The organism is Methylobacterium sp. E-066, assembly GCF_022829635.1.
In the GTDB taxonomy this organism is placed as follows: domain Bacteria; phylum Pseudomonadota; class Alphaproteobacteria; order Rhizobiales; family Beijerinckiaceae; genus Methylobacterium.
Genome location: NZ_JAKSYO010000100.1, coordinates 18,254 through 36,333, shown reverse-complemented (window position 1 = coordinate 36,333; position 18,080 = coordinate 18,254). Strand labels below are relative to the sequence as shown.

The following is an 18,080-nucleotide window of genomic DNA, read 5'->3' as shown; positions in this document are numbered from 1 at the left end:
ACCTCAGCGCGCGTTCTTGTAGGCCCGGCGCGAGACGATCGTCTGGATCATGATCTGCATGTCGAACCAGATCGACCAATTGTCGATGTAGTGCAGGTCGCAGGCGACGCGCCGCTCCATGTCGAGATCGGTCAGGGTCTCGCCGCGATAGCCGTTGACCTGGGCCCAGCCGGTGATGCCGGGGCGCACGTTGTGCCGCCTCGCGTAGAGGGCGATCCGCCGCTCGAAGCTGCGGTCATGCGCGAGCGCGTGAGGCCGCGGACCGACCAGGGACATCTCGCCCTTGAGAACGTTCAGGAGTTGGGGCAGCTCGTCGAGATTGGTTCGCCGCAGGATCGCGCCGACCTGGGTGATGCGGCTGTCGTTGCGGGTCGCCTGCTTGAACACCGCGCTGGCGGCATCCGCTCGCATCGAGCGGAACTTGAACACTCCGAAAGGCTGCTGGTTGAAGCCGTAGCGCTTCTGGCGGAAGAAGACCGGCCCCGGGCTGTCGAGCTTGATCGCCACGGCGATCGCTGCGAGCAACGGCGACAGCGAGACGAGGGCGATCGCCGCCACCGTCAAGTCGAGGGCGCGCTTCAGCACGATCTCGGCGACGTTCAGCGGCCGGCGGCCGATATTGATGCCGGAGACGCCTCCGACCCGGGCGACCTGCATGTCGGGGAACCGGTCGAGCACGCTGCCCGGACGGAGGTGCAGGGCGGACGGAACCCGGAGGAACGCGTCGATGCAGCGCTCGACCTCGGCGGTGTCGGTCCACGGCACCAGCACGAAGACGTCGTCCGGCCGCAGGAACCGCACCACCGACACGGCGAGGTCGAGGTCCTCCTGGAGCTGGTCGTGGCGCGACACGGTGTCCGCGCCCGGATCGACCCGGCGCAGGTAGCTGGTGCCGACGATCCGGGAGCCGAGCTGATCGGCCTCGTGGCTGGCATAGAACCGGGCGATGTCCTCCTCGTAGCCGACCAGGTGGACGCGGCTGGCGGAGGCCGATCCCGAAACGAGGCTCCGACGCACCAGGCGGGTCGCCGCGGCACGGGTCGCCAGCAGAGCGGGCAGGCCGAGCAGGAACGCGGTGATCGAGACGATGCGCGAGTAATCGTTGGTCGTCTTGGTGAGGAAGCCGACTACCAGCACAGCCGCCCAGGCGACCAGCCAGAGCGAGGCCATGCGCTGCACGTTCAGCTTCTGCGCCATGATGCCGTCGAGGCTGTAATCCTCCCGGAGCGCGTTCGTGGCGACGATGATGGCGCCGAGCAGGGCGGCGAGCCGCAGGCTGCGGAAGCCGGTCACCCAGATGCTGTCGCCCGCGAAGACGACCTGATAGCCGAACTCGACCGTCAGGATGACGGCGAGGATCGCCGCGATGTCGGCAAGAGCCAGCGACGACGACAGGGCAATCCGCGCGAAAGCCCGACCGCGACGCGGCAGAAGCGCAGACCACACGCTGCGGCGGCGATCGGCCGAGGTCGGCAAGGCCTGAAACGTCTCCGGAACCCGTTCGTGAAACATCTGGCCCGCCACGTCCCGGTTTGATCGGACTTTGTACCGGTCTGAAACACGAAAGATTTCAGCGCCGGCATCTGCCGATGACGGAGCAAGGGGTGAGCCGCGAAGTCCGATGATTCGGCCGCTTCGGAATGGCCGGTCATTTATGCGAACGTCCGGCTGCGGGCAATACATGGTAAATGCTGAGTCACCGAAATACAGACACATGCGATCCGGCTGGGTGCGGTGGCCCGTTACCAGTGGTTGCGTCCTAATGCTCGAACATTGCTGGACGGTTGAATTCCCTCGGAACTTGAAGCTTGGCCGATGCTGCGGCGGTCGCTCCGGATCCTCATCCGGGAGGGTGGTTACCGGCCTTCGGAACACGATGAGGCCAGACCAGAATTCTGGCGCATCGGCGGCACGAGCCGCGCGCGCCGGTCGCCGCGTCCTCGAATAGGAAAGCGCCCGCCGCCGATTCGGCAGCGAGCGCGCTGAATACCGTTAGTCGTGATGTCAGACGGCGTCGGCCTGCTGCCGGGTCTCGCCCGCGCCACCGACGGTCTGCACCATCTCGAAACCCTCGAATTGCGGATGGCCGAGATACATCGGCTTGGTCGAGGGCGCCCGGCTATGCGCCTTGCGGAACTGCTCGGAGCGCGTCCAGGCCTCGAATTCGGCGCGGGAGCGCCAGACGGTGTGCGAGGCGTAGAGCACGTGATCCTCCTGCTCGGGCCCGCGCAGGAGGTGAAATTCCACGAAGCCCTCCATCTCGCTGAGATGGCTGTCGCGGCCGAGCCAGACGGCTTCGAAGTCCTCGGTCGCGTCCTTAACGACCTTGAAGCGATTCATCGCGATAAACATGCTGTTCTCCGTTGAAACGTCGAATCTAGGCCTTGAACCCGCCTCGGGCGAGCCCTGCTGCGGCGACGCGGCGCGCGGAATGGACTGCGCACAGTCTGCGGATCGACATTTCCGCAACAATGTTTTGGAGATACGTCAGGTTAAACCACAAGATGTAGACTTAGACTTGCGGAGCTTAACAACTTGGTGTCCAATTGTCTGACGGTTCGTATTGTGTCGCAGTCGGGCTGTTGACCGACTGCTATAGCCCTCACCGTCGATGTGGATTCTTGGTCGACGCAAGAGAGCGGATCACAATAAGGGCTTGGCGCTGTAGCCGATTGCAATGCAAGCGGCCGCTGCTCTAGCGTGTGGCACCACACTTCAGGTGTAGACGGACTATGAGATTGAGGGTCGGACGGTGAAGCGGCGCGATGGCGAGGCCAGAACACCGGATCCGCAAGGGGACGCTGTTCAGGCGGCGGAAAAGGATGCGAGCAGTCCGATGATGCCGAAGCAGACCACCGACGTGGATCGTCTGGTGGGTATTCGCATCACCGCTTTGCGGAAGGCGCGAGGCCTGAGCCAGACCGCCCTCGGCAATGCCGTCGGCGTCACGTTCCAGCAGGTGCAGAAATACGAGAAGGGCCAGAATCGGGTCGGTGCCGGCCGGCTGCGCGAGATCGCGCGCCTGCTCGAAGTGCCGGTCTCGGCCTTCTTCGAGGAGAGCGAGCCCCGCGAGAACGCCCAGGAGGACGTGTTCGGCTTCCTCAGCGCCCACGGGGCGATCGAGCTGCTCCGCGCCTACGCGCAGATCGAGGACGAGCAGATGCGCCGGGACGTGCTGGCACTGGTCCGGAGCGCCGCGCGCCTCGCGCAGGCCCGCACTGCCCCGCCCGCGACGGATCCCGCCTGATCCTGTCCAAGTGTCGGATCGGCATAGCGCTCCCCGATCAGGCCGATCGGGGAGCGCTTTTCGTTTCAGGCCTGCCACTCCAATGGTCGCTCACGCCTCGTCCGCCGCGATGAGGTGGAAGAAGCTCCCGCCCACGTATCCGACCCGGTGGCCGGCCAAGCCTTGATCGGTGCCCTCCGCGTCGGTGACGCGGGCCAGGGCATCCGCCTCCGCGGCAGCCGGCGAAAGCTCGCTGGCGTAGTGGAATTCGTGGCCCACGACCCGGGCACCCCGGTGGCCCAACGGACCGTCGCTGCAGAGCCGCGCGACGCGATAGCCGAGATGCAGCCTGCGCTTGCGGTACGAGGTGGCGACCGGCAGCAGCCCTGCCATGGCGTGCGTGGTGCCGTCCGCGTCCTCCAGGGTGCGCCCGAGGACCATGTAGCCGCCGCACTCGCCGTGGACCGGGCGTGTGGCCGCGAAGGCGCGCAGGCCGTCGAGGAACCGGCCGGCCGCCGCGAGCTGGCCGGCGTGCAGTTCCGGATAGCCGCCCGGCAGCCAGCAGGTGTCGCACTCCTCCGGTGGCGCCTCGTCGGCGAGCGGCGAGAACGGCACGATCTCGGCCCCGGCCAAGCGCCAGCCGGTTTCGAGATGCGGGTAGAGGAAGCTGAACGCCGCATCCCGGGCGACCGCGATGCGCTGCCCGGGCGGCCGCGGCAGCAGGCCGGCCGAGGCGGGGGCGGCGCCCCCCGCGGCGGCGATCACGGCATCGAGGTCGATGCCCGCCTCGGCCAGGTCGGCCAGACGGTCGAGGCGCGCTTCCAGGTCGGCGGTCTCGCCGGCCTGGACCAGGCCGAGATGACGCTCGGGCAGGACCAACTCGGCATCGCGCATCAGCACGCCGAGAACTGGAAGTCCTACGCGCTCCATGCCGGCCTCTACCAAGCGGCGGTGGCGGGCGCTCGCGACCTTGTTGAGGATCACGCCCGCGATCTGGATTCGTGGGTCGTAGAGCTTGCAGCCCAAGGCGACGGCGGCGGCCGATTGCGCCGCCCCGGAGACGTCGACCACCAGCACCACCGGCCAGCCGTAGCGGGCTGCGATGTCGGCATTCGCCCCGGTCCGGCTCTCGGCGGCCCGGACGCCGTCGAACAGGCCCATCGAGCCCTCGGCGACCACGATGTCGGCCTGCGCGGCCGTCTCGCCCGCCAGGGCGTCGAGGAGGCCGGGCGCCATGGCGAAGCTGTCGAGGTTGAAGCTCGGCTGGCCGGTCGCCGCGTGGTGGAAGGCCGGATCGATATAGTCCGGCCCGCATTTGGCGCCGCGCACGCGCAGGCCGCGCCGGGTCAGCGCCCGCATCAGGGCCAGCGTGACGGTGGTCTTGCCGGAGCTGGAGCGCGGCGCCGCGACCAGCAGGCCGGGGGCGCTCAAACCGCGCTCCCTACGGTGCCACCCGGCCGGTAGCGCCGGTCGTAATCGGGGGCGTAGAGGGCGCTTTCGCGGAAGTCGGCGGCGCCGAGCGCCGGCCCGACCAGGATCAGGGCGGTGCGTTCGAGACCAGCCTCGGCCACCAGCGCCGGCAGCCCGGCGAGGTCGCCGATCAGCGCCCGCTCATCGGGCCATGAGGCGCGGAACACGGCGGCCGCCGGGCAGGATGCGCCGTAGAACGGGATCAACTCGGCCGCGACTTTCTCAACCACGTGGATCGAGAGGTGGATCGCCAGGGTCGCCCCGGTCGCCGCGAAGGCCGCCAGGGTCTCCCGCTCCGGCATCGCGCTTGCCCGGCCGGAGGTCCGGGTCAGCACGACGGATTGCGACACGCCCGGAACGGTCAGCTCTCGGCGCAGCATCGCGGCGGCGGCCGCGAAGGCCGGCACGCCGGGCGTCACCGTGTAGGCGATGCCGAGCCGGTCGAGCCGGCGCATCTGTTCGGCGAGTGCGCTCCAGATCGACAGGTCGCCCGAATGCAGCCGCGCCACGTCCTGCCCGCTTGCCTCCGCTGCCTCGATCTCGGTGATGATCGCGTCGAGGTCGAGGGGCGCGGTGTCGACGATGCGGGCGCCCGGCGGGCACCAGCCGAGGATCTCGGGGGCCACCAGGGAGCCGGCATAGAGGCAGACCGGACAGGCGGCGATGCGGTCGCGACCCCGCACCGTGATCAGGTCGGCGGCGCCTGGTCCGGCGCCGATGAAGTGGACGGTCATGCTGGCCGCGCGTTGTGTTGCAGGATCGCGAGGGCGCAGGTCGCGCCGGCGCTGGCGATGCGAGGGAGGGCGAGGCGGCTTTCGGGACCCGCTGCCGCCAGGGCCGCGGCCTCGGCCAAGGAACCGACGCCGCGCAGCCGCGCGATCCGGGCGGAGCGCGTGACGACGTTTGGGTCGCAGGCTTCCAGGGCCGCCGGTTCGACCGGGCAGGGCGACAGGCCGAATTCCGATGCCGCCTGGCGGATGGACGGTTCCGCGGCCCGGTCGGCTGCGGTCGCGATGGCCGCGAGATCGGCATGGGGCGCGCCGATCGCCCCGAGGGCGCGGGCGATCAGCGCAGCGATCTCGTCGGCGCCCGTGCCGCGCCGAAAGCCGATCCCGGCGACGATCCGGTCGCTCATGGCTTGGTCCAGGCCCATTGGGTGACCGGCATCGCCGGCCGCCAACCGTGCAGTCCGCCGACCGGGCTCGCGCGGTCGACCGAGAACCGCCGCAGGCTGCCGCCATGGTCCGCGAAAGCCGCGAGCAGGGCGGCCTCGCCCTGGAGCGTCACCGCGTTGGCGACGCAGCGCCCACCCGGCCGCAAAGTCGCAAGCGCGGCCGCCAGGATTCCGGGCTCCGAGACGCCGCCGCCGATGAAGACCGCGTCCGGGGCGGCCAGGCCGGCGAGCACCGCCGGCGCTGCGCCGGTCACCACCGCGAGGTCCGGAACCCCCAGCGATTGCGCGTTCCGAAGAATCCGTTCGGCCCGGTCGGGTCGCGCCTCGATGGCGGTGGCGCGCAGGCTCGGGTGGCGCAGCATCCATTCGATGGCGATGGAGCCCGCGCCGGCCCCGATATCCCAGAGATGCAGCCCCGGATGTGGGCGGAGCGCCGCGAGCGTCAGCGCCCGGATCTCGGCCTTGGTGAGCTGGCCGTCATTCTCGAACAGGCCGTCGTCGAGGCCGGGCGCCAGCGGCAGGGCCTGGCCGGCACCGGCGACCGCGATCGCCACGGTGTTGAGCGGGGCGATCGCCGTAAGGTCGAAGGCGTCGGCCTGCGCCGCGCGGATCCGCTCGCGCGGGCCGCCCATCGCCTCCAGGACGATGACGGTCGAGGCGCCGAAGCCGCGCTCGGTCAGCAGCGCCGCTAAAGCGGTCGGCGTCGTGCCGTCCCAGGACAGCACGAGGAGACGCGCGCCCGGCTGGATGTCCGGGACGATCCGGGTCAGCGCCCGGCCGTGCAGGGTGACGAGGCCGCATTCGGCCAGCGGCCAGCCGAGCCGCGCGCAGGCGAGGCTGAAGGCCGAGGGTTGCGGGAAGGCGCGGATCTCGGCCGGCGGCACCAGCCGGGCGATCTCGGCGCCGATGCCATAATGGAACGGGTCGCCGGTGGCGAGGATGCAGGTCGGCTGCCCGCGCCGGGCCAAGATCTCCGGATAGGCCTCGTGGATCGGGCTCGGCCAGGGCCTCGTCTCGGCATCGAGGGCGCCAGCCAGCGCGAAATGGCGTCGTCCGCCATAGACGACCCGCGCGGCGTCGAGCGCGGCGGCGGCGGCGGGCGCGAGCCCGGCCCGTCCATCCTCGCCGATGCCGACGATCGACAGCCAGCGGCCGCTCGACAGGGGGTCAGCGCTCATGGACAAGGCCCCCATGACCGGCGGCGCGATGCGAATCCTGATCCTCGGCGGCACCGGCGAGGCGAGCGCCCTGGCGCGGGCTTTGGCCGGCCGGCCCGATCGCGCCGTGACGCTGTCGCTCGCCGGCCGGACCGCCGCGCCGAAACCCGAGCCGGTGCCGATCCGGGTCGGCGGGTTCGGCGGCGCCGAGGGCCTCGCCGACTATCTGCGCAGCGAAGGCATCGACCGTTTGATCGATGCGACGCATCCCTTCGCGGCCACCATCTCGGGCAACGCCGCCCGCGCCGCGGAGGCCGTAGGCGTGCCGCTGCTCGCGATCCGCCGACCGGCCTGGTGCCGCGAACCCGGCGATCTTTGGACCGAGGTCGCCAGCATGGAAGAGGCGGTCTCCGCACTGGGGACGGAGCCCCTGCGGGTGTTCCTGACCATCGGCCGGCAGGAAGCCGGCGCCTTCGCGGCGGCGCCGCAGCACGCCTACCTGGCGCGTACGGTCGAGCCGCTGGACGGCGTGCTGCCGGTCCCACATCTCACGGCCATCGAGACGCGCGGCCCGTTCGACGCTGGAGCCGAGGCGGACCTGATGCGCGCTACCGGCACCGAGATCCTGGTCAGCAAGAATTCCGGCGGGGCGGCGACCTACGGCAAGATCGCCGCGGCCCGCAGCCTCGCGATCCCCGTCATCATGGTGCGACGGCCCGAAAAACCCGACGTACAGAGTGTTCCGGATGCCGCCGGCGCGCTGCACTGGCTCGATGCCGGCGCTCATGCCGGCCCCGCGACTTTGCGCGACGTGTAGACGAAGGGCGGGCCGGAGGTCCGCGGGATCAGCCGCGTCGTCGAGGCGCCGAGGATCACCATCGTGGCCATGTCGGCCGGGACGTCCCGCGCCTCGGCAAGGGTCGAGACCCGGATCGCTTCGTCCGGCCGGCTGATCGCCCGGGCGAACATCACCGGGGTCTTCGGCGCCCGGATCCCGGCGGCGAGTTCCAGGGCCGCGCCGAGCTGCCAGGGCCGCGCTGTCGAGATCGGGTTGTAGAGCGCGATGACGAAATCGGCGCGCAGCACCGCTTCAAGCCGCGCGGTGACCACCGGCCAGGGCTTCAGGTTGTCCGAGAGCGACAGGGCGCAGAAGTCACCGCCGAGCGGCGCCCCGAGCCGGGCTGCGGCGGCCAGCATGGCGGTGATCCCGGGCTCCACCGTGATCGCGAGATCGCGCCAGCCAGCCTCGCCGTGCTCCACCGCCTCGAACACCGCCGAGGCCATGGCGAACACGCCGGGATCGCCGCCCGACACCACCGCCACCCGCCGCCCGGAAGCGGCGAGCTGCAGGGCATGGCGGGCGCGGTCGACCTCGACGCGGTTGTCGCTGGCATGCCGGATCAGGCCCGGGCGCTCGGGCACGCGGGCCACGTAGGGAAAATACCCGACCAGATCCTCCGCGGCGTCGAGGGCCCGGCGGGCGGAGTCGGTCAGCAATCCCGCATCCCCGGGGCCGAGGCCGACCACCGTGAGGCTGCCGCTCACGGCCGCCGCCCCTCGCCGGGCAGGAGCACCATGGAGAAATAGGGGGCGTCGTCGTCCGCCTTATCGGCGAGCATCACCACGCGCTCGCCCGCCATGGTGCCGCGCTCGACATAGACCGCCCGCTCGATGAGCCCGGCGGCGGTGAGCGCCGCCCGGACCTTCGGAAGGTGCCGGCCGAGCTTCATCAGCACCGCGGCGTCGGTGCCGCGCAAGCGTTCGGTGAGCGCTTCCAGCGGCAGCGTCGCCGGCAGGATTGTCAGGATGTCGTCGCCCCAGGTGATCGGCGTGCCGGCCCGGGTCCAGCAGCCGGACATGCCGGTGACGCCGGGCACCACCTCCACGGGGAAGCGGTCCTTCAGGCGCCGCCACAGGTGCATGAACGAGCCGTAGAAGAACGGGTCGCCCTCCGACAGGATCGCGACGTCGCGGCCCGCGCCGAGATGGTCGGCAAGCTGCCCGGCCGCGTCGTCGTAGAAACCCGCCAGCGCCGCCACGTAGTCCGGGTGCTCCGGGTGGATCTCGGTGGTGTAGGGATAGGCGAGCGGCATCTCGCGGGTGGGGTCGCGCAGGATCGCGTCCGCAATGGTGCGGGCGTTGCCGCGCCGGCCGCGCTTGCAGAAATGCACCAGCACCGGCGCGCGCATCAGGATGCGCTGCGCCTTCACGGTGAGCAGCTCCGGGTCGCCCGGGCCCATGCCGACCCCGTAGAGGGTGCCGGTTACCAAAGCGGCGGGACTATCCTCGACAGGCGCTTCGACCCGCTCGAATCCGTCCATCACTCGACCTCGCTGGCGAGCGCGTTGACCGCCGCCGCGGTCATGGCGCTGCCGCCCCGCCGGCCGTGGACGACGACGAACGGGACGCGGCCGTCCCGGGCCAGGGCCTCCTTGGACTCGGCAGCGCCAACGAAGCCCACCGGGATGCCGATCACGGCGGCCGGGGGTGGCACGCCGGCATCGAGCAATTCGAGCAGGCGGAACAGGGCGGTCGGGGCGTTGCCCACCGCCACGATGCTGCCCGGCAGGTGCTCGCGCCACAGCTCCATGGCGGCGGCGGAGCGGGTCGTGCCGAGGCTCTTGGCGAGATCCGGCACGCGCGGGTCGCCGAGGGTGCAGACGACCGGATTGTTGGCTGGCAGCCGCGCCCGGGTGACGCCGTCGGCGACCATGCGGACGTCGCACAGGATCGGGGCCCCGGCCTGGAGCGCCGCGACGCCGGCCTCGGCGAAGCCTTTCGACATCTCCACATCGACGGGCAGGTCGGTCATGCCGCAGGCGTGGATCATCCGGACGACCACGCGCTCGGCCGCCCCCGACCAGCGCGCGAGGTCGGCCTCGGCCCGGATCATCGCGAAGGAGCGCGCGTAGATCGCGGCGCCGTCGCGGATATAATCGTAGCGAGAGGTGGCCTCTGGCTCCGAACCTGCCTGGCGCAGGGCATTCTGGCTCGCGCTCATGCCGGTCTCCTGGTCCTCCCGATATCAGTCGTGGCGCGATCCGGTGCGAAGGCAGCGGCGAGCCCGATTGTCTTGGCCCTTCCTAACCGCTCCAGCACCGCCTCGATAGGGAGATGCATCGCCGGCTCATCGCCGGGGGCACCGGCGACGACGGCACCGTAGAGGCCGTCCCGGCCGACAAGGGTGAGGTCCGCCGGGCCCGGCCGGGCGCAGCCCTTAGCGCAACCGGAGACGTGGGCGGAGAGCCCCTTTAAGCCGAACGGTGCGAACATCTCCGCGAGAAGCGCGGCATCGTTGAGCGTCGGCGTCGACCCGGAGGCGCAGGCCGGCGCGCCCGTGCAGGCGGCGACGCTGCGCCGTGGATCATCGGGGGCGATGATGAAGTTTCGGGCCAGAGCCGTCAGATCTGCGGCGGACGGGTCCTGAAGCGGCAGCAAAACGAAGCCGCGCGCCGGTGACAGGCGGATCTCATCCGCGCCTAAGCGGGAGGCGAGAGTGGCGAGGCAATCGAGGGCATCGGCCGTGCAACGACCGAAGGGCGCATCCACGGTGAGCGCTGACTGGCTCGCTGCCAGCCGCGCGATGCCGGCCGGTGGGGAGAAAGGCGCAACGCTTGGAGAGACGCCACCCCGCCCCCTCTCCCGTGCGGGAGAGGGTTGGGGTGAGGGGCCAGGTTTGTCCGGAGAGGTCGCATCCCTCACCCTGTCCCTCTCCCGCACGGGAGAGGGGACCTGCGTCTGGATTTCGACCCGAACGGCATTGTCCAGTGCGCTGAAGTCATCGGGCGACAGATCGCGCATCCGCCGCAATCCGGTCCGGGCGAAGGCCTGCAGCAGTGCCGCTATCGCGGCCTGCGCCTCCTCCGCAGCGCAGGTGGCGAGATCGTGAAAGCCCTGCTCTACGGCGACCGCGATCCGGATGTCCCCGGAGACATGTGGAATCAGGTACGCGTCGGCCTCCGGCACCTCCGCACCCAGGCGCCCTTCGACCACCACTAGGGTCTTGGCCGGCAGCCCCGCCACGGCGAGCCCCGCCGCCTCCACCGCACGCGCGAGGGCCAGCACGTCGAACGTTTCGGCCGGATCGTGGCCGGCGAGCGGGCTGGTCAGCGTCAGCCGCTGCGGGCCGCCATCGGCGCGCCTGTCGCCGAGGCCGGCGGCTTCCAAGAGACGAGCCAGTGGTGCACCCGTCGCCTCGGTGACGCCCCGAATCTGGAGGTTGGCCCGGGCAGTGAGGTCGAGATGGCCGTTGCCGAAGCGGCGCGCGCTCTCGGCCACCGCGCGGGCCTGCGGCAAGGTCAGGATTCCGAGGGGCGGATGCACCCGCGCGAGCAGGCCGTCCCCGGTCGGCATCGGGCGGCTGAGCCCGGGGCACCAGCCCCGACGGGCGGGGGCATCGGGCAGCGTGCGGCGATGGGCGGCGACGCTCATTCGGCCGCCTCCGGCATTAGCGCGTCGGCCGGCAGCGCGTTGCGCCGGCTGTGCCACAGGCCGCGGTCGCGGGCCTCGTCGAACCGCTCCAGGATCGCGCGGGTGGCGGCGGGGTTGGCGGCGCGCAGCCGGTCGAACACGTCGGGGTCGGCGATCCAGGCGGCGTAGAGCCGGTCGAAGCCCGCATCGGTCACGGCGTCGCTCGCGGCGGCGAGCACGAACACGGCGTCGAGCCCCTGGGCCAGCTCCTGCGCGCCCCGGTAGCCATGGCGGAGCTGGGCCGCGATCCAGCGGGGATCGGCCAGGCGCCCGCCGATCAGCCGGGCGGCATCCTCCCGGGCGGTGCGGGTCTTGGGGCGCTCGGGAACCGAGACGTCGAGGCTGTACAGGGCAGGGCTGGCGCCCTGCAGCGTGGCGGCGGCCGCGAAACCGCCCATAGCGTCCACGGCGGCGTCGCCGTCGAACAGGTCGCGCTCGGCCACGTCGAAGGCGTGCAGATAGGCGTCCGCCGCCGCGACCCGGTCCCCGAATGCCGCGTCCGGCCCCTCCCGGTCGCCGTAGGCGTGGCTGCTCGCTGTGAGATAGGCCCGGCCGAGATCGGCCCGATTATCCCAGGCCCCGTCGAGGGCGGTGGCGGCCGTGCCGGCGCCGTAGCGGCCCGGGGCCGCGCCGTAGACACGGGCGATGGTCTCGCCCCGGCGTCGGGCCGCGGCCAGGGGATTTTCGGAGTCTTCCTCCTCCCGCTCGGCCACCGAACGGGCGGCGCGGTCGAGCAACGCCAGCGTGTCCGGGAAGGTGTCGCGGAACGCGCCCGAGACGCGGAGTGTCACGTCGATGCGCGGCCGGTCGAGCATGGCGAGCGGCAAAACCTCGAAGCCGGTCACCCGGGTGCTGGCATGGTCCCAGACCGGCCGCACACCCATCAGCGCCAGCGCGTGGGCGACATCCTCCCCGCCGGTGCGCAGGGTCGGGGAGGCCCAGAGATCCATGACGATCCGGGCCGGGTATTCGCCCTCGTCCTGGAGATAGCGGGTCACCACGGAGGCGGCGGCCTTCTCGCCGAGGAGGGCCGCGGCGCGGCTCGGGATCGCCCGCGGGTCGAGGGTCGCGAGGTTGCGCCCCGTCGGCAGCACGTCGGCGCGGCCGCGCGACGGCGAGCCCGCGGGACCCGGCGGCACGAAGCGCCCGTCCAGGGCCGCCAAAAGGCCGGCTCGCTCGCCGGCGGCGCTCGCCAGGACTGGCTCGGATGCACCGTCGGGGGCGCGGCCGAAGACGTGCAGCCCGTCGCGGAACGTGGTCTCGCCGAGGTCGCAGAGATGGGCATCGAGGCGGGTCAACGCCTCCTCCATGGGCGTATCCGGGCCGATGCCGGCGCCGTCGAGCAGGCCGGCGGCGTCCGCATCCTCCAGGATCGCGCTGGCGATCAGTCCGGCCCGGCGCGGATCGAGCACGCTGGCGGCGGAATATTCCTCCACCAGCTCGCGCAGGCGTGCGGCCTCCGGCGACAGAGCGTGGAGCTGCGTGTCGGGGGTGAGATGGCCGAGGGCGATCCCGCCCAGCCGGCGCTTGAGCGGGGCGGCCTCGCCGGGATCGTCGACGATGAACGGGTAGATCACCGGCAGCCCGCCGACGCACAGCGCCGGGAAGCAGCCGGGCGACAGCGCCACCGCCTTGCCGGGCAGCCATTCGGTGGTGCCGTGCGTGCCGAGCTGCACCAGCGCGTCGAACCGGCTGCGCAGCCCGAGGTGGAATGCCAGGTAGGCGTGGGTCGGGACCCGATCTGGGTCGTGGTAGCCGGCCTTGCGGTCGGAATCGCGGCCACGGTCCGGCTGGAGGAAGAGCGCAAGTTTCCCTCCCCCCTTTGCGGGGGAGGGTGGCCCGCGAAGCGGGTCGGGAAAGGGGAGCGCCGTATCCGGAGAGGGCGCGACGGAGGTGAAATCCTGCACCGTCGCGCTGCCCCTCTCCCGACCCCTGCTGAAGCAGGGGCCACCCTCCCCCGCAGAGGGGGGAGGGCGCGCAGCGGCAGGCGACGTGACCATCCGAAACCGGAAATGACCGTCGCGACACGTCGGGTCGTCGGCCGGCTCGCCCCAGGCTGCTGTGAGCGCTTCACGCAGCGCCGCCGGCAATCCGGCGAGCCAAGCGACATAATCCGCCAGCGGTACCGCGAACCCCGCCTCGCCCTCGGTGAGCGCCTGCATCAGCATGGCCGGTTCGGGCAGAAGGCCGGTCGCGTAACCCGAAGCGGCAAGATCGGAAAAAATTGCGCGGGCGCTCTCGGGCGTGTCGAGGCCGACCGCGAAGCCGGCCCGACCGCCGCGGGCGGGATAGTCGGACAGGACGACGGCCACCCGCCGCTCGGCCCGGGGGAGGGCGGCCAGACGCAGCCAGCCCGCCGCCCGCTCGGCCAGGGCTTCGATGCCGTCGGGGTACGGTACGGCCCGGCGCTCGGCGAAGCCGGCGACCGCCGGGGCCTCTTCCTTGAACGAGATCGGGAAGCCGGAGAGCCGGCCGTCGAATTCCGGCAGGGCGATCTGCATGGCGAGGTCGGCCGCGCCGAGGCCTCGGGCCGAGGCCTCCCAGGCCGCCCGGGGGGCGCCGACCGTGAAGGCCTGGAGCACCGGGCAATCCGCGCCGTCGAGGACGAAATCGATCCCGTCCTCCCGCGCCGAGAAGGCGGTGGCGGCGATCACGAGATCCGGCTTTCGCACCCGCACGGCCTCGGCGACGGCCCTGGCAGCCTCCGGCTCCTTGAGGCTCGACACCGCCATCGGCAGCACGCCGATGCCGCGGGCGCGCAGAGCCGCAGCAAGGGCGACGAACGGCGCGGTATCGCCGCCGAGCACCGCGGAGCGGTAGACCAGGAGCAGGGCCAGCGGGGTTGCTGTGACGCGCGGGTCTGAGAGCGGTACCGCCGTTTCGGCGGCTTGGATCGCCGTATCCAGCGCAAGCACGCTGCAACCGGGACACCAGGGAAAGCCCCGCGGCAGCGGCTGCGGCGGCTCGACGGTTCCACCCGCGCCGATCCGGGCGGCGAGCAGGCGCAGCATCCGTCGCAGATTCTCCGGGCCTCCGGCGCGGAAATACGCATCGAGCTGCTGTGCGAAATCCGGGTCGGTGGAGAAGCCGGCCAGCCGCGGGTCCGGCCGGTCATCGCCCGGCAGCACCGCCAGAACGACCCCGTGCGCCCGCGCCGCGGCAGCACAGCGCTCGATCCCGTAGCGCCAGTAATCCAGGCCGCCGAGGCAGCGGATCACCACGAGCTTCGCGCGAGCCACCACGCGCTCGACATAGAGATCGACCGACATCGGGTGTCGGAGCTTGGCGAGCTTGGCGAGCCTCAGGCTCGGCAGCCCCGGCTCTACGGCCTGGGCCTGCCCGATGCCCGCGAGGTCGCTGTCGGTGAACGAGAGCACGACCAGATCCCCGGGCTCCTGCCCGAGATCCACGGCCGCCTCGCCCTCGTCGAGGGAGACGCTATCGATGCGGACGAGATGCATGGCGCCCGGGCCTATTCCACCGGACCGGGCTCGTCCGCCACAAGGCGCGGCCGGGCCGGGAAGGTGACCCCGTCGTAGATCTCGGTCAGCGGCAGGCTCAGGCCAAGGGCCGAAAGATCGACGGTGCCATCGAGGCCGGTGACGCGCTGCTCCTGCCAGGCGCCCGAATCGTCGCGCCACCAAGACCGGATCTCCGGGGCGTTCGGCTCGATCAGCAGGATATGGGCGAGGCTGGCGACGGTCTTGTATTCCGCGAGCTTGGCGAAGGCGTCGAAATCGCGTGTCGTGGGCGACAGGATCTCCGCGACGAGCCGCGGCTGCGCGGCCATCAGGGCATTCGGATCGCGTGCGCCGCAATCGACGCCGACATCCGGCCGGCGGATCTGTCCCGGAAGGGTCTCGACGCTGCCATCGCCGGTGAAGGGCCGGCATCCGCTGCCGCGCAGATGCGTGCGCAGGAGCGCGAGCAGGTTCACCACGATGTCGTCGTGGACGTTGCGGGCACCCGCCATCATCCGGACGGGTGCGCCGCCGACGAGTTCGTACCGCTCGGCCTGGGTCTCGGCCCAGGCGAGGAACGCATCGACCGGCATCGGTTCAGTCTTGCGATCCAGCATGGTTCGAGGCGCTCCCTCGGCCCCAGCATTCGTCAGTTCGCGACGCGCTGCCGCCGTTCCTTAACGCGCAAGATGGGCGGACAGCGATCGATTGTCTGCGAACACGCCGCGATGACAACATAGCCGCGCCTGCGCTCAGGCGATCATCCCGCCAGCGCCGCGGCGACGGCGTCCTGGTCGAACCCCTTCAGGCCGATCACCACGAGGCGTCCGTCGCGGCTCTCGCCCGATCGCCAGGGACGGTCGAAATGGTGGGCGACGCGCTGGCCGACGCCCTGCACCACGAGGCGCATCGCCTTGCCCTCGACCTCGGCGAAGCCCTTGATCCGTAGGACGCCCGCCGCCTCCGCAGCCTTCTCGACCCGCGCAGCGAGGTCGCCGGCGGTGACGGCCGGGCGGACCGGCAGGGCGACGGTCTCGAAGTCGTCGTGGTCGTGATCCTCGCCGTCGCCGTGATGCGAGGGACGCGCGTCCAGATCGTCCTCGGCGGCAGCGCCGAGGCCGAGCAGCACCAGCGGGTCGATCGCGCCGTTCGCGGTCTCGACCACCTTCACGGCCCGGGGCAGATGCCCCTCGACCTCGGCGCGCACCCGCGCCCGGGTCTCGGCATCGAGCAGGTCGGACTTGTTGAGCACCACGAGGTCGGCGCAGAGGAGCTGGTCCTCGAACACCTCTTCCAGCGGATTGTCGTGATCGACCGCCGTATCGGCGGCGCGCTGGGCGGCCAAAGCTTCGGGATCCTCAGCGAAGGCACCGGCCGCCACCGCCGGCCCGTCCACCACCGCCACGACCCCGTCCACGGTGACCCGCGAGCGGATCGCCGGCCATTGGAACGCCTGGACCAGCGGTTTCGGCAAAGCGAGGCCGGAAGTCTCGATCAGGATGTGCTCCGGCGGCTCGGCGCGGCCGAGCAATGTCTCCAGCGCCGGGACGAAATCGTCGGCCACGGTGCAGCAGATGCAGCCGTTCGGCAGTTCGACGATGGACTCCTCGGTGCAGCCCTCGACGCCGCAGGCGGCCAGGAACGACTTGTCGAAGCCGACATCGCCGAACTCGTTCACCAGGATCGCCAGGCGGCGGCCCTTGGCGTTCTCGACGATGTGGCGGACCAGCGTCGTCTTGCCCGCACCGAGGAAGCCGGTGACGATGGTGCAGGGGATCTTGGTCACGATGGTCATTCCGCAGCCTCCAAGGTGCCGGCCGGAAGCGGGCGGGGATCGGGAAAGGGCGGGATCCGGGCGATCACGCCGGTCTTGAAGGCGGCGGGCCGCTCCCGCCACGGCACGATGCCGTCCTGGGTCGCCGCATAGGCCGCGAGGCCGTCCAGGATAATGGCGGCGGACTCAGCCGGGTCCATGTCACCGTAGACGTAGGTCCAGCGGTTCGCGGAGGCGACCGCCACCGAGCAGGGCCGCTTGCACACCGACAAGCACTCGACGCCTTCGATCCGCAGATCCGGGGCCGCATTACCCGCGCGCAGGGCGTCCAGCAGGCGCGTACCGGCCCGGGGGCCGTCCGGGTCGTCGCCCGGGCGGCGGCAGGTCGTGCAGACGTACAGCACGGTCTCAGGCATGGACCGTCCCGCGCGCCGTGCCCCGGGCGAAGGCCTGCCAGGCCCAGCCGAAGCCAAGGCCGATCAGCATCCAGAAGACGAAGCTGATCGCCAGGGACCGCGCCGCGAACTGCGCCGCGAGCGCCGCGGGCAGCTCGGAGGCCGCCTCCGGCGCCTGCGGGGCGCCGGCCACGTGCGGCGCCACGATCAGCACGAGCCCGCCCAGGATCGCGATCAGCGAGCGCCGGATCGTGATCAGGTACAGGCCCATGCCGGTGGCGGCGGCGGTCATCACCCACCAGGCCTGCCGGGTCGCAAGCGGTGCCGCTTCGCTGCCCGGCAGTTCCGGCGGCAAACCCAGGCCCGGAGCCAGGGCGACGCTGGCGAAGCCCGCGATCGCGAAGGCGACGCCGATCTGCCGGGTCGGCTCACGCCCGCAGGCCAGGATCGCCGCGCCGAGGAGCAGAGCGTAGCCGACGGCGCCCACGAGCGTCGCCAGGGCTGTGAAGGCCATGCGGGGCAGGCCCTCGCCGGGCTGCCACTCGGGGGCGGAATCCGGCGCGGCATGATCGTGCCCGGCATGCGCCACCACGATCGGGAGACCGCGATCGGCCTGATGCGTCTGGTGGTTCTCGTAGCGCTCGGCCGCAACGATCAGCGGCGAAGTCAGCGTCAACTCGAGGCCCGTCACGACGATGGCCGCGAGGAAGCCGGCGGCCAGGGCCGCCGACAGAAGCCGGATGATCATCCCTGCGCCAGGGGCGTCAGTGACAGGGGAAGTTCTGGGTGTGCCGGAAATCGTGCGCGGCGTTGTGCAGCGCGATCGCCGGCGAGAAGCCCGCCATGAACAGCAGGCCCAGGCCCAGGAAGGCCGCAAGCGCGACGGCGACCGGGCGCTCGCCGGCGCGGGTGCCGGTGGCGGCGAGGATCGAGGTGGTCATCAACATGTCTCC

General features: G+C 71.5%; 18 protein-coding genes. 2 read left to right on the top strand and 16 right to left on the bottom strand.

Annotated features, from left to right (window positions below; all coding sequences use genetic code 11):
* Positions 1 to 3 precede the first annotated feature (3 nt).
* The gene (locus MKL20_RS14060; RefSeq protein ID WP_243966404.1) at positions 4 to 1,512 is read right to left on the bottom strand and encodes an undecaprenyl-phosphate glucose phosphotransferase; all 1,509 of its coding nucleotides are present in this window, start codon (positions 1,510 to 1,512) and stop codon (positions 4 to 6) included.
* A gap of 492 nt (positions 1,513 to 2,004) precedes the next feature.
* Positions 2,005 to 2,352 (bottom strand): antibiotic biosynthesis monooxygenase family protein, encoded by a 348-nt coding sequence (locus MKL20_RS14055; RefSeq protein WP_244037186.1) that lies wholly within the window; start codon positions 2,350 to 2,352, stop codon positions 2,005 to 2,007.
* Positions 2,353 to 2,836: 484 nt separating this feature from the next.
* On the opposite strand from MKL20_RS14055, the gene MKL20_RS14050 reads away from it, so the two are divergent.
* A complete protein-coding gene (locus MKL20_RS14050) occupies positions 2,837 to 3,247 on the top strand; it encodes a helix-turn-helix domain-containing protein (protein ID WP_243966402.1) in 411 nt (136 codons plus the stop codon).
* A gap of 90 nt (positions 3,248 to 3,337) precedes the next feature.
* On the opposite strand, the gene MKL20_RS14045 is transcribed toward MKL20_RS14050, so the two are convergent.
* Genes MKL20_RS14045 through cbiE form a run of 4 tightly spaced genes read right to left on the bottom strand, consistent with a single transcriptional unit; the run spans position 3,338 to position 7,048 of the window.
* The gene (locus MKL20_RS14045) at positions 3,338 to 4,657 is read right to left on the bottom strand and encodes a cobyrinate a,c-diamide synthase (RefSeq protein WP_244037185.1); all 1,320 of its coding nucleotides are present in this window, start codon (positions 4,655 to 4,657) and stop codon (positions 3,338 to 3,340) included.
* Positions 4,654 to 5,430, bottom strand: coding sequence for a precorrin-4 C(11)-methyltransferase (gene cobM, locus MKL20_RS14040; RefSeq protein ID WP_244037184.1), 777 nt, complete (start codon positions 5,428 to 5,430; stop codon positions 4,654 to 4,656). Before cobM ends, MKL20_RS14045 begins: the two co-directional genes overlap by 4 nt.
* The gene (locus tag MKL20_RS14035; protein ID WP_244037183.1) at positions 5,427 to 5,831 is read right to left on the bottom strand and encodes a cobalamin biosynthesis protein; all 405 of its coding nucleotides are present in this window, start codon (positions 5,829 to 5,831) and stop codon (positions 5,427 to 5,429) included. The genes cobM and MKL20_RS14035 overlap by 4 nt, the downstream gene beginning before the upstream one ends.
* A complete protein-coding gene (cbiE, locus tag MKL20_RS14030; protein ID WP_244037182.1) occupies positions 5,828 to 7,048 on the bottom strand; it encodes a precorrin-6y C5,15-methyltransferase (decarboxylating) subunit CbiE in 1,221 nt (406 codons plus the stop codon). Before cbiE ends, MKL20_RS14035 begins: the two co-directional genes overlap by 4 nt.
* Here cbiE and MKL20_RS14025 point away from each other — a divergent pair.
* Positions 7,047 to 7,844: a cobalt-precorrin-6A reductase gene (locus MKL20_RS14025; protein ID WP_244037181.1), complete on the top strand. Its 798-nt coding sequence runs from the start codon at positions 7,047 to 7,049 to the stop codon at positions 7,842 to 7,844. The two genes, cbiE and MKL20_RS14025, sit on opposite strands and share 2 nt — an antisense overlap.
* Here MKL20_RS14025 and cobJ read toward each other — a convergent pair.
* The 10 genes from cobJ to MKL20_RS13975 all read right to left on the bottom strand — a co-directional run bounded on the left by cobJ (position 7,811) and on the right by MKL20_RS13975 (position 18,068).
* On the bottom strand, positions 7,811 to 8,572 hold the full coding sequence (gene cobJ / locus MKL20_RS14020; protein WP_244037180.1) for a precorrin-3B C(17)-methyltransferase: 762 nt from the start codon (positions 8,570 to 8,572) through the stop codon (positions 7,811 to 7,813). The genes MKL20_RS14025 and cobJ overlap by 34 nt on opposite strands.
* Entirely contained in the window at positions 8,569 to 9,348 is a 780-nt protein-coding gene (locus tag MKL20_RS14015; protein WP_244037179.1) for a precorrin-2 C(20)-methyltransferase, read from the bottom strand. Before MKL20_RS14015 ends, cobJ begins: the two co-directional genes overlap by 4 nt.
* Positions 9,348 to 10,028: a precorrin-8X methylmutase gene (locus MKL20_RS14010; RefSeq protein ID WP_244037178.1), complete on the bottom strand. Its 681-nt coding sequence runs from the start codon at positions 10,026 to 10,028 to the stop codon at positions 9,348 to 9,350. Before MKL20_RS14010 ends, MKL20_RS14015 begins: the two co-directional genes overlap by 1 nt.
* Positions 10,025 to 11,458, bottom strand: coding sequence for a precorrin-3B synthase (cobG, locus tag MKL20_RS14005; protein ID WP_244037177.1), 1,434 nt, complete (start codon positions 11,456 to 11,458; stop codon positions 10,025 to 10,027). The genes MKL20_RS14010 and cobG overlap by 4 nt, the downstream gene beginning before the upstream one ends.
* Positions 11,455 to 14,958, bottom strand: a complete 3,504-nt coding sequence (gene cobN, locus MKL20_RS14000; protein ID WP_244037176.1) for a cobaltochelatase subunit CobN — start codon at positions 14,956 to 14,958, stop codon at positions 11,455 to 11,457. The genes cobG and cobN overlap by 4 nt, the downstream gene beginning before the upstream one ends.
* An 11-nt stretch (positions 14,959 to 14,969) precedes the next feature.
* Positions 14,970 to 15,575, bottom strand: a complete 606-nt coding sequence (locus tag MKL20_RS13995; protein WP_244037175.1) for a Uma2 family endonuclease — start codon at positions 15,573 to 15,575, stop codon at positions 14,970 to 14,972.
* 143 nt (positions 15,576 to 15,718) lie between these two features.
* The gene (gene cobW, locus MKL20_RS13990; protein ID WP_244037174.1) at positions 15,719 to 16,753 is read right to left on the bottom strand and encodes a cobalamin biosynthesis protein CobW; all 1,035 of its coding nucleotides are present in this window, start codon (positions 16,751 to 16,753) and stop codon (positions 15,719 to 15,721) included.
* Entirely contained in the window at positions 16,750 to 17,148 is a 399-nt protein-coding gene (locus MKL20_RS13985; protein WP_244037173.1) for a DUF1636 family protein, read from the bottom strand. Before MKL20_RS13985 ends, cobW begins: the two co-directional genes overlap by 4 nt.
* Positions 17,141 to 17,875, bottom strand: coding sequence for a CbtA family protein (locus MKL20_RS13980; protein WP_244037172.1), 735 nt, complete (start codon positions 17,873 to 17,875; stop codon positions 17,141 to 17,143). Before MKL20_RS13980 ends, MKL20_RS13985 begins: the two co-directional genes overlap by 8 nt.
* A 16-nt stretch (positions 17,876 to 17,891) precedes the next feature.
* Complete coding sequence (locus tag MKL20_RS13975; RefSeq protein ID WP_244037171.1) at positions 17,892 to 18,068, bottom strand: CbtB domain-containing protein; 177 nt, start codon at positions 18,066 to 18,068, stop codon at positions 17,892 to 17,894.
* Between the last annotated feature and the right edge of the window lie 12 nt (positions 18,069 to 18,080).

What these genes read in the sequence shown, in the direction of transcription:
- MKL20_RS14060 (WP_243966404.1), bottom strand. Translation starts at nt 1,512, where the DNA reads ATGTTTCACGAACGGGTTCCGGAGACGTTTCAGGCCTTGCCGACCTCG.
- MKL20_RS14055 (WP_244037186.1), bottom strand. Translation starts at nt 2,352, where the DNA reads ATGTTTATCGCGATGAATCGCTTCAAGGTCGTTAAGGACGCGACCGAG.
- MKL20_RS14050 (WP_243966402.1), top strand. Translation starts at nt 2,837, where the DNA reads ATGATGCCGAAGCAGACCACCGACGTGGATCGTCTGGTGGGTATTCGC.
- cobM (WP_244037184.1), bottom strand. Translation starts at nt 5,430, where the DNA reads ATGACCGTCCACTTCATCGGCGCCGGACCAGGCGCCGCCGACCTGATC.
- MKL20_RS14035 (WP_244037183.1), bottom strand. Translation starts at nt 5,831, where the DNA reads ATGAGCGACCGGATCGTCGCCGGGATCGGCTTTCGGCGCGGCACGGGC.
- MKL20_RS14025 (WP_244037181.1), top strand. Translation starts at nt 7,047, where the DNA reads ATGGACAAGGCCCCCATGACCGGCGGCGCGATGCGAATCCTGATCCTC.
- cbiE (WP_244037182.1), bottom strand. Translation starts at nt 7,048, where the DNA reads ATGAGCGCTGACCCCCTGTCGAGCGGCCGCTGGCTGTCGATCGTCGGC.
- MKL20_RS14015 (WP_244037179.1), bottom strand. Translation starts at nt 9,348, where the DNA reads ATGGACGGATTCGAGCGGGTCGAAGCGCCTGTCGAGGATAGTCCCGCC.
- MKL20_RS14010 (WP_244037178.1), bottom strand. Translation starts at nt 10,028, where the DNA reads ATGAGCGCGAGCCAGAATGCCCTGCGCCAGGCAGGTTCGGAGCCAGAG.
- cobG (WP_244037177.1), bottom strand. Translation starts at nt 11,458, where the DNA reads ATGAGCGTCGCCGCCCATCGCCGCACGCTGCCCGATGCCCCCGCCCGT.
- cobN (WP_244037176.1), bottom strand. Translation starts at nt 14,958, where the DNA reads ATGCATCTCGTCCGCATCGATAGCGTCTCCCTCGACGAGGGCGAGGCG.
- MKL20_RS13995 (WP_244037175.1), bottom strand. Translation starts at nt 15,575, where the DNA reads ATGCTGGATCGCAAGACTGAACCGATGCCGGTCGATGCGTTCCTCGCC.
- cobW (WP_244037174.1), bottom strand. Translation starts at nt 16,753, where the DNA reads ATGACCATCGTGACCAAGATCCCCTGCACCATCGTCACCGGCTTCCTC.
- MKL20_RS13985 (WP_244037173.1), bottom strand. Translation starts at nt 17,148, where the DNA reads ATGCCTGAGACCGTGCTGTACGTCTGCACGACCTGCCGCCGCCCGGGC.
- MKL20_RS13980 (WP_244037172.1), bottom strand. Translation starts at nt 17,875, where the DNA reads ATGATCATCCGGCTTCTGTCGGCGGCCCTGGCCGCCGGCTTCCTCGCG.
- MKL20_RS13975 (WP_244037171.1), bottom strand. Translation starts at nt 18,068, where the DNA reads ATGACCACCTCGATCCTCGCCGCCACCGGCACCCGCGCCGGCGAGCGC.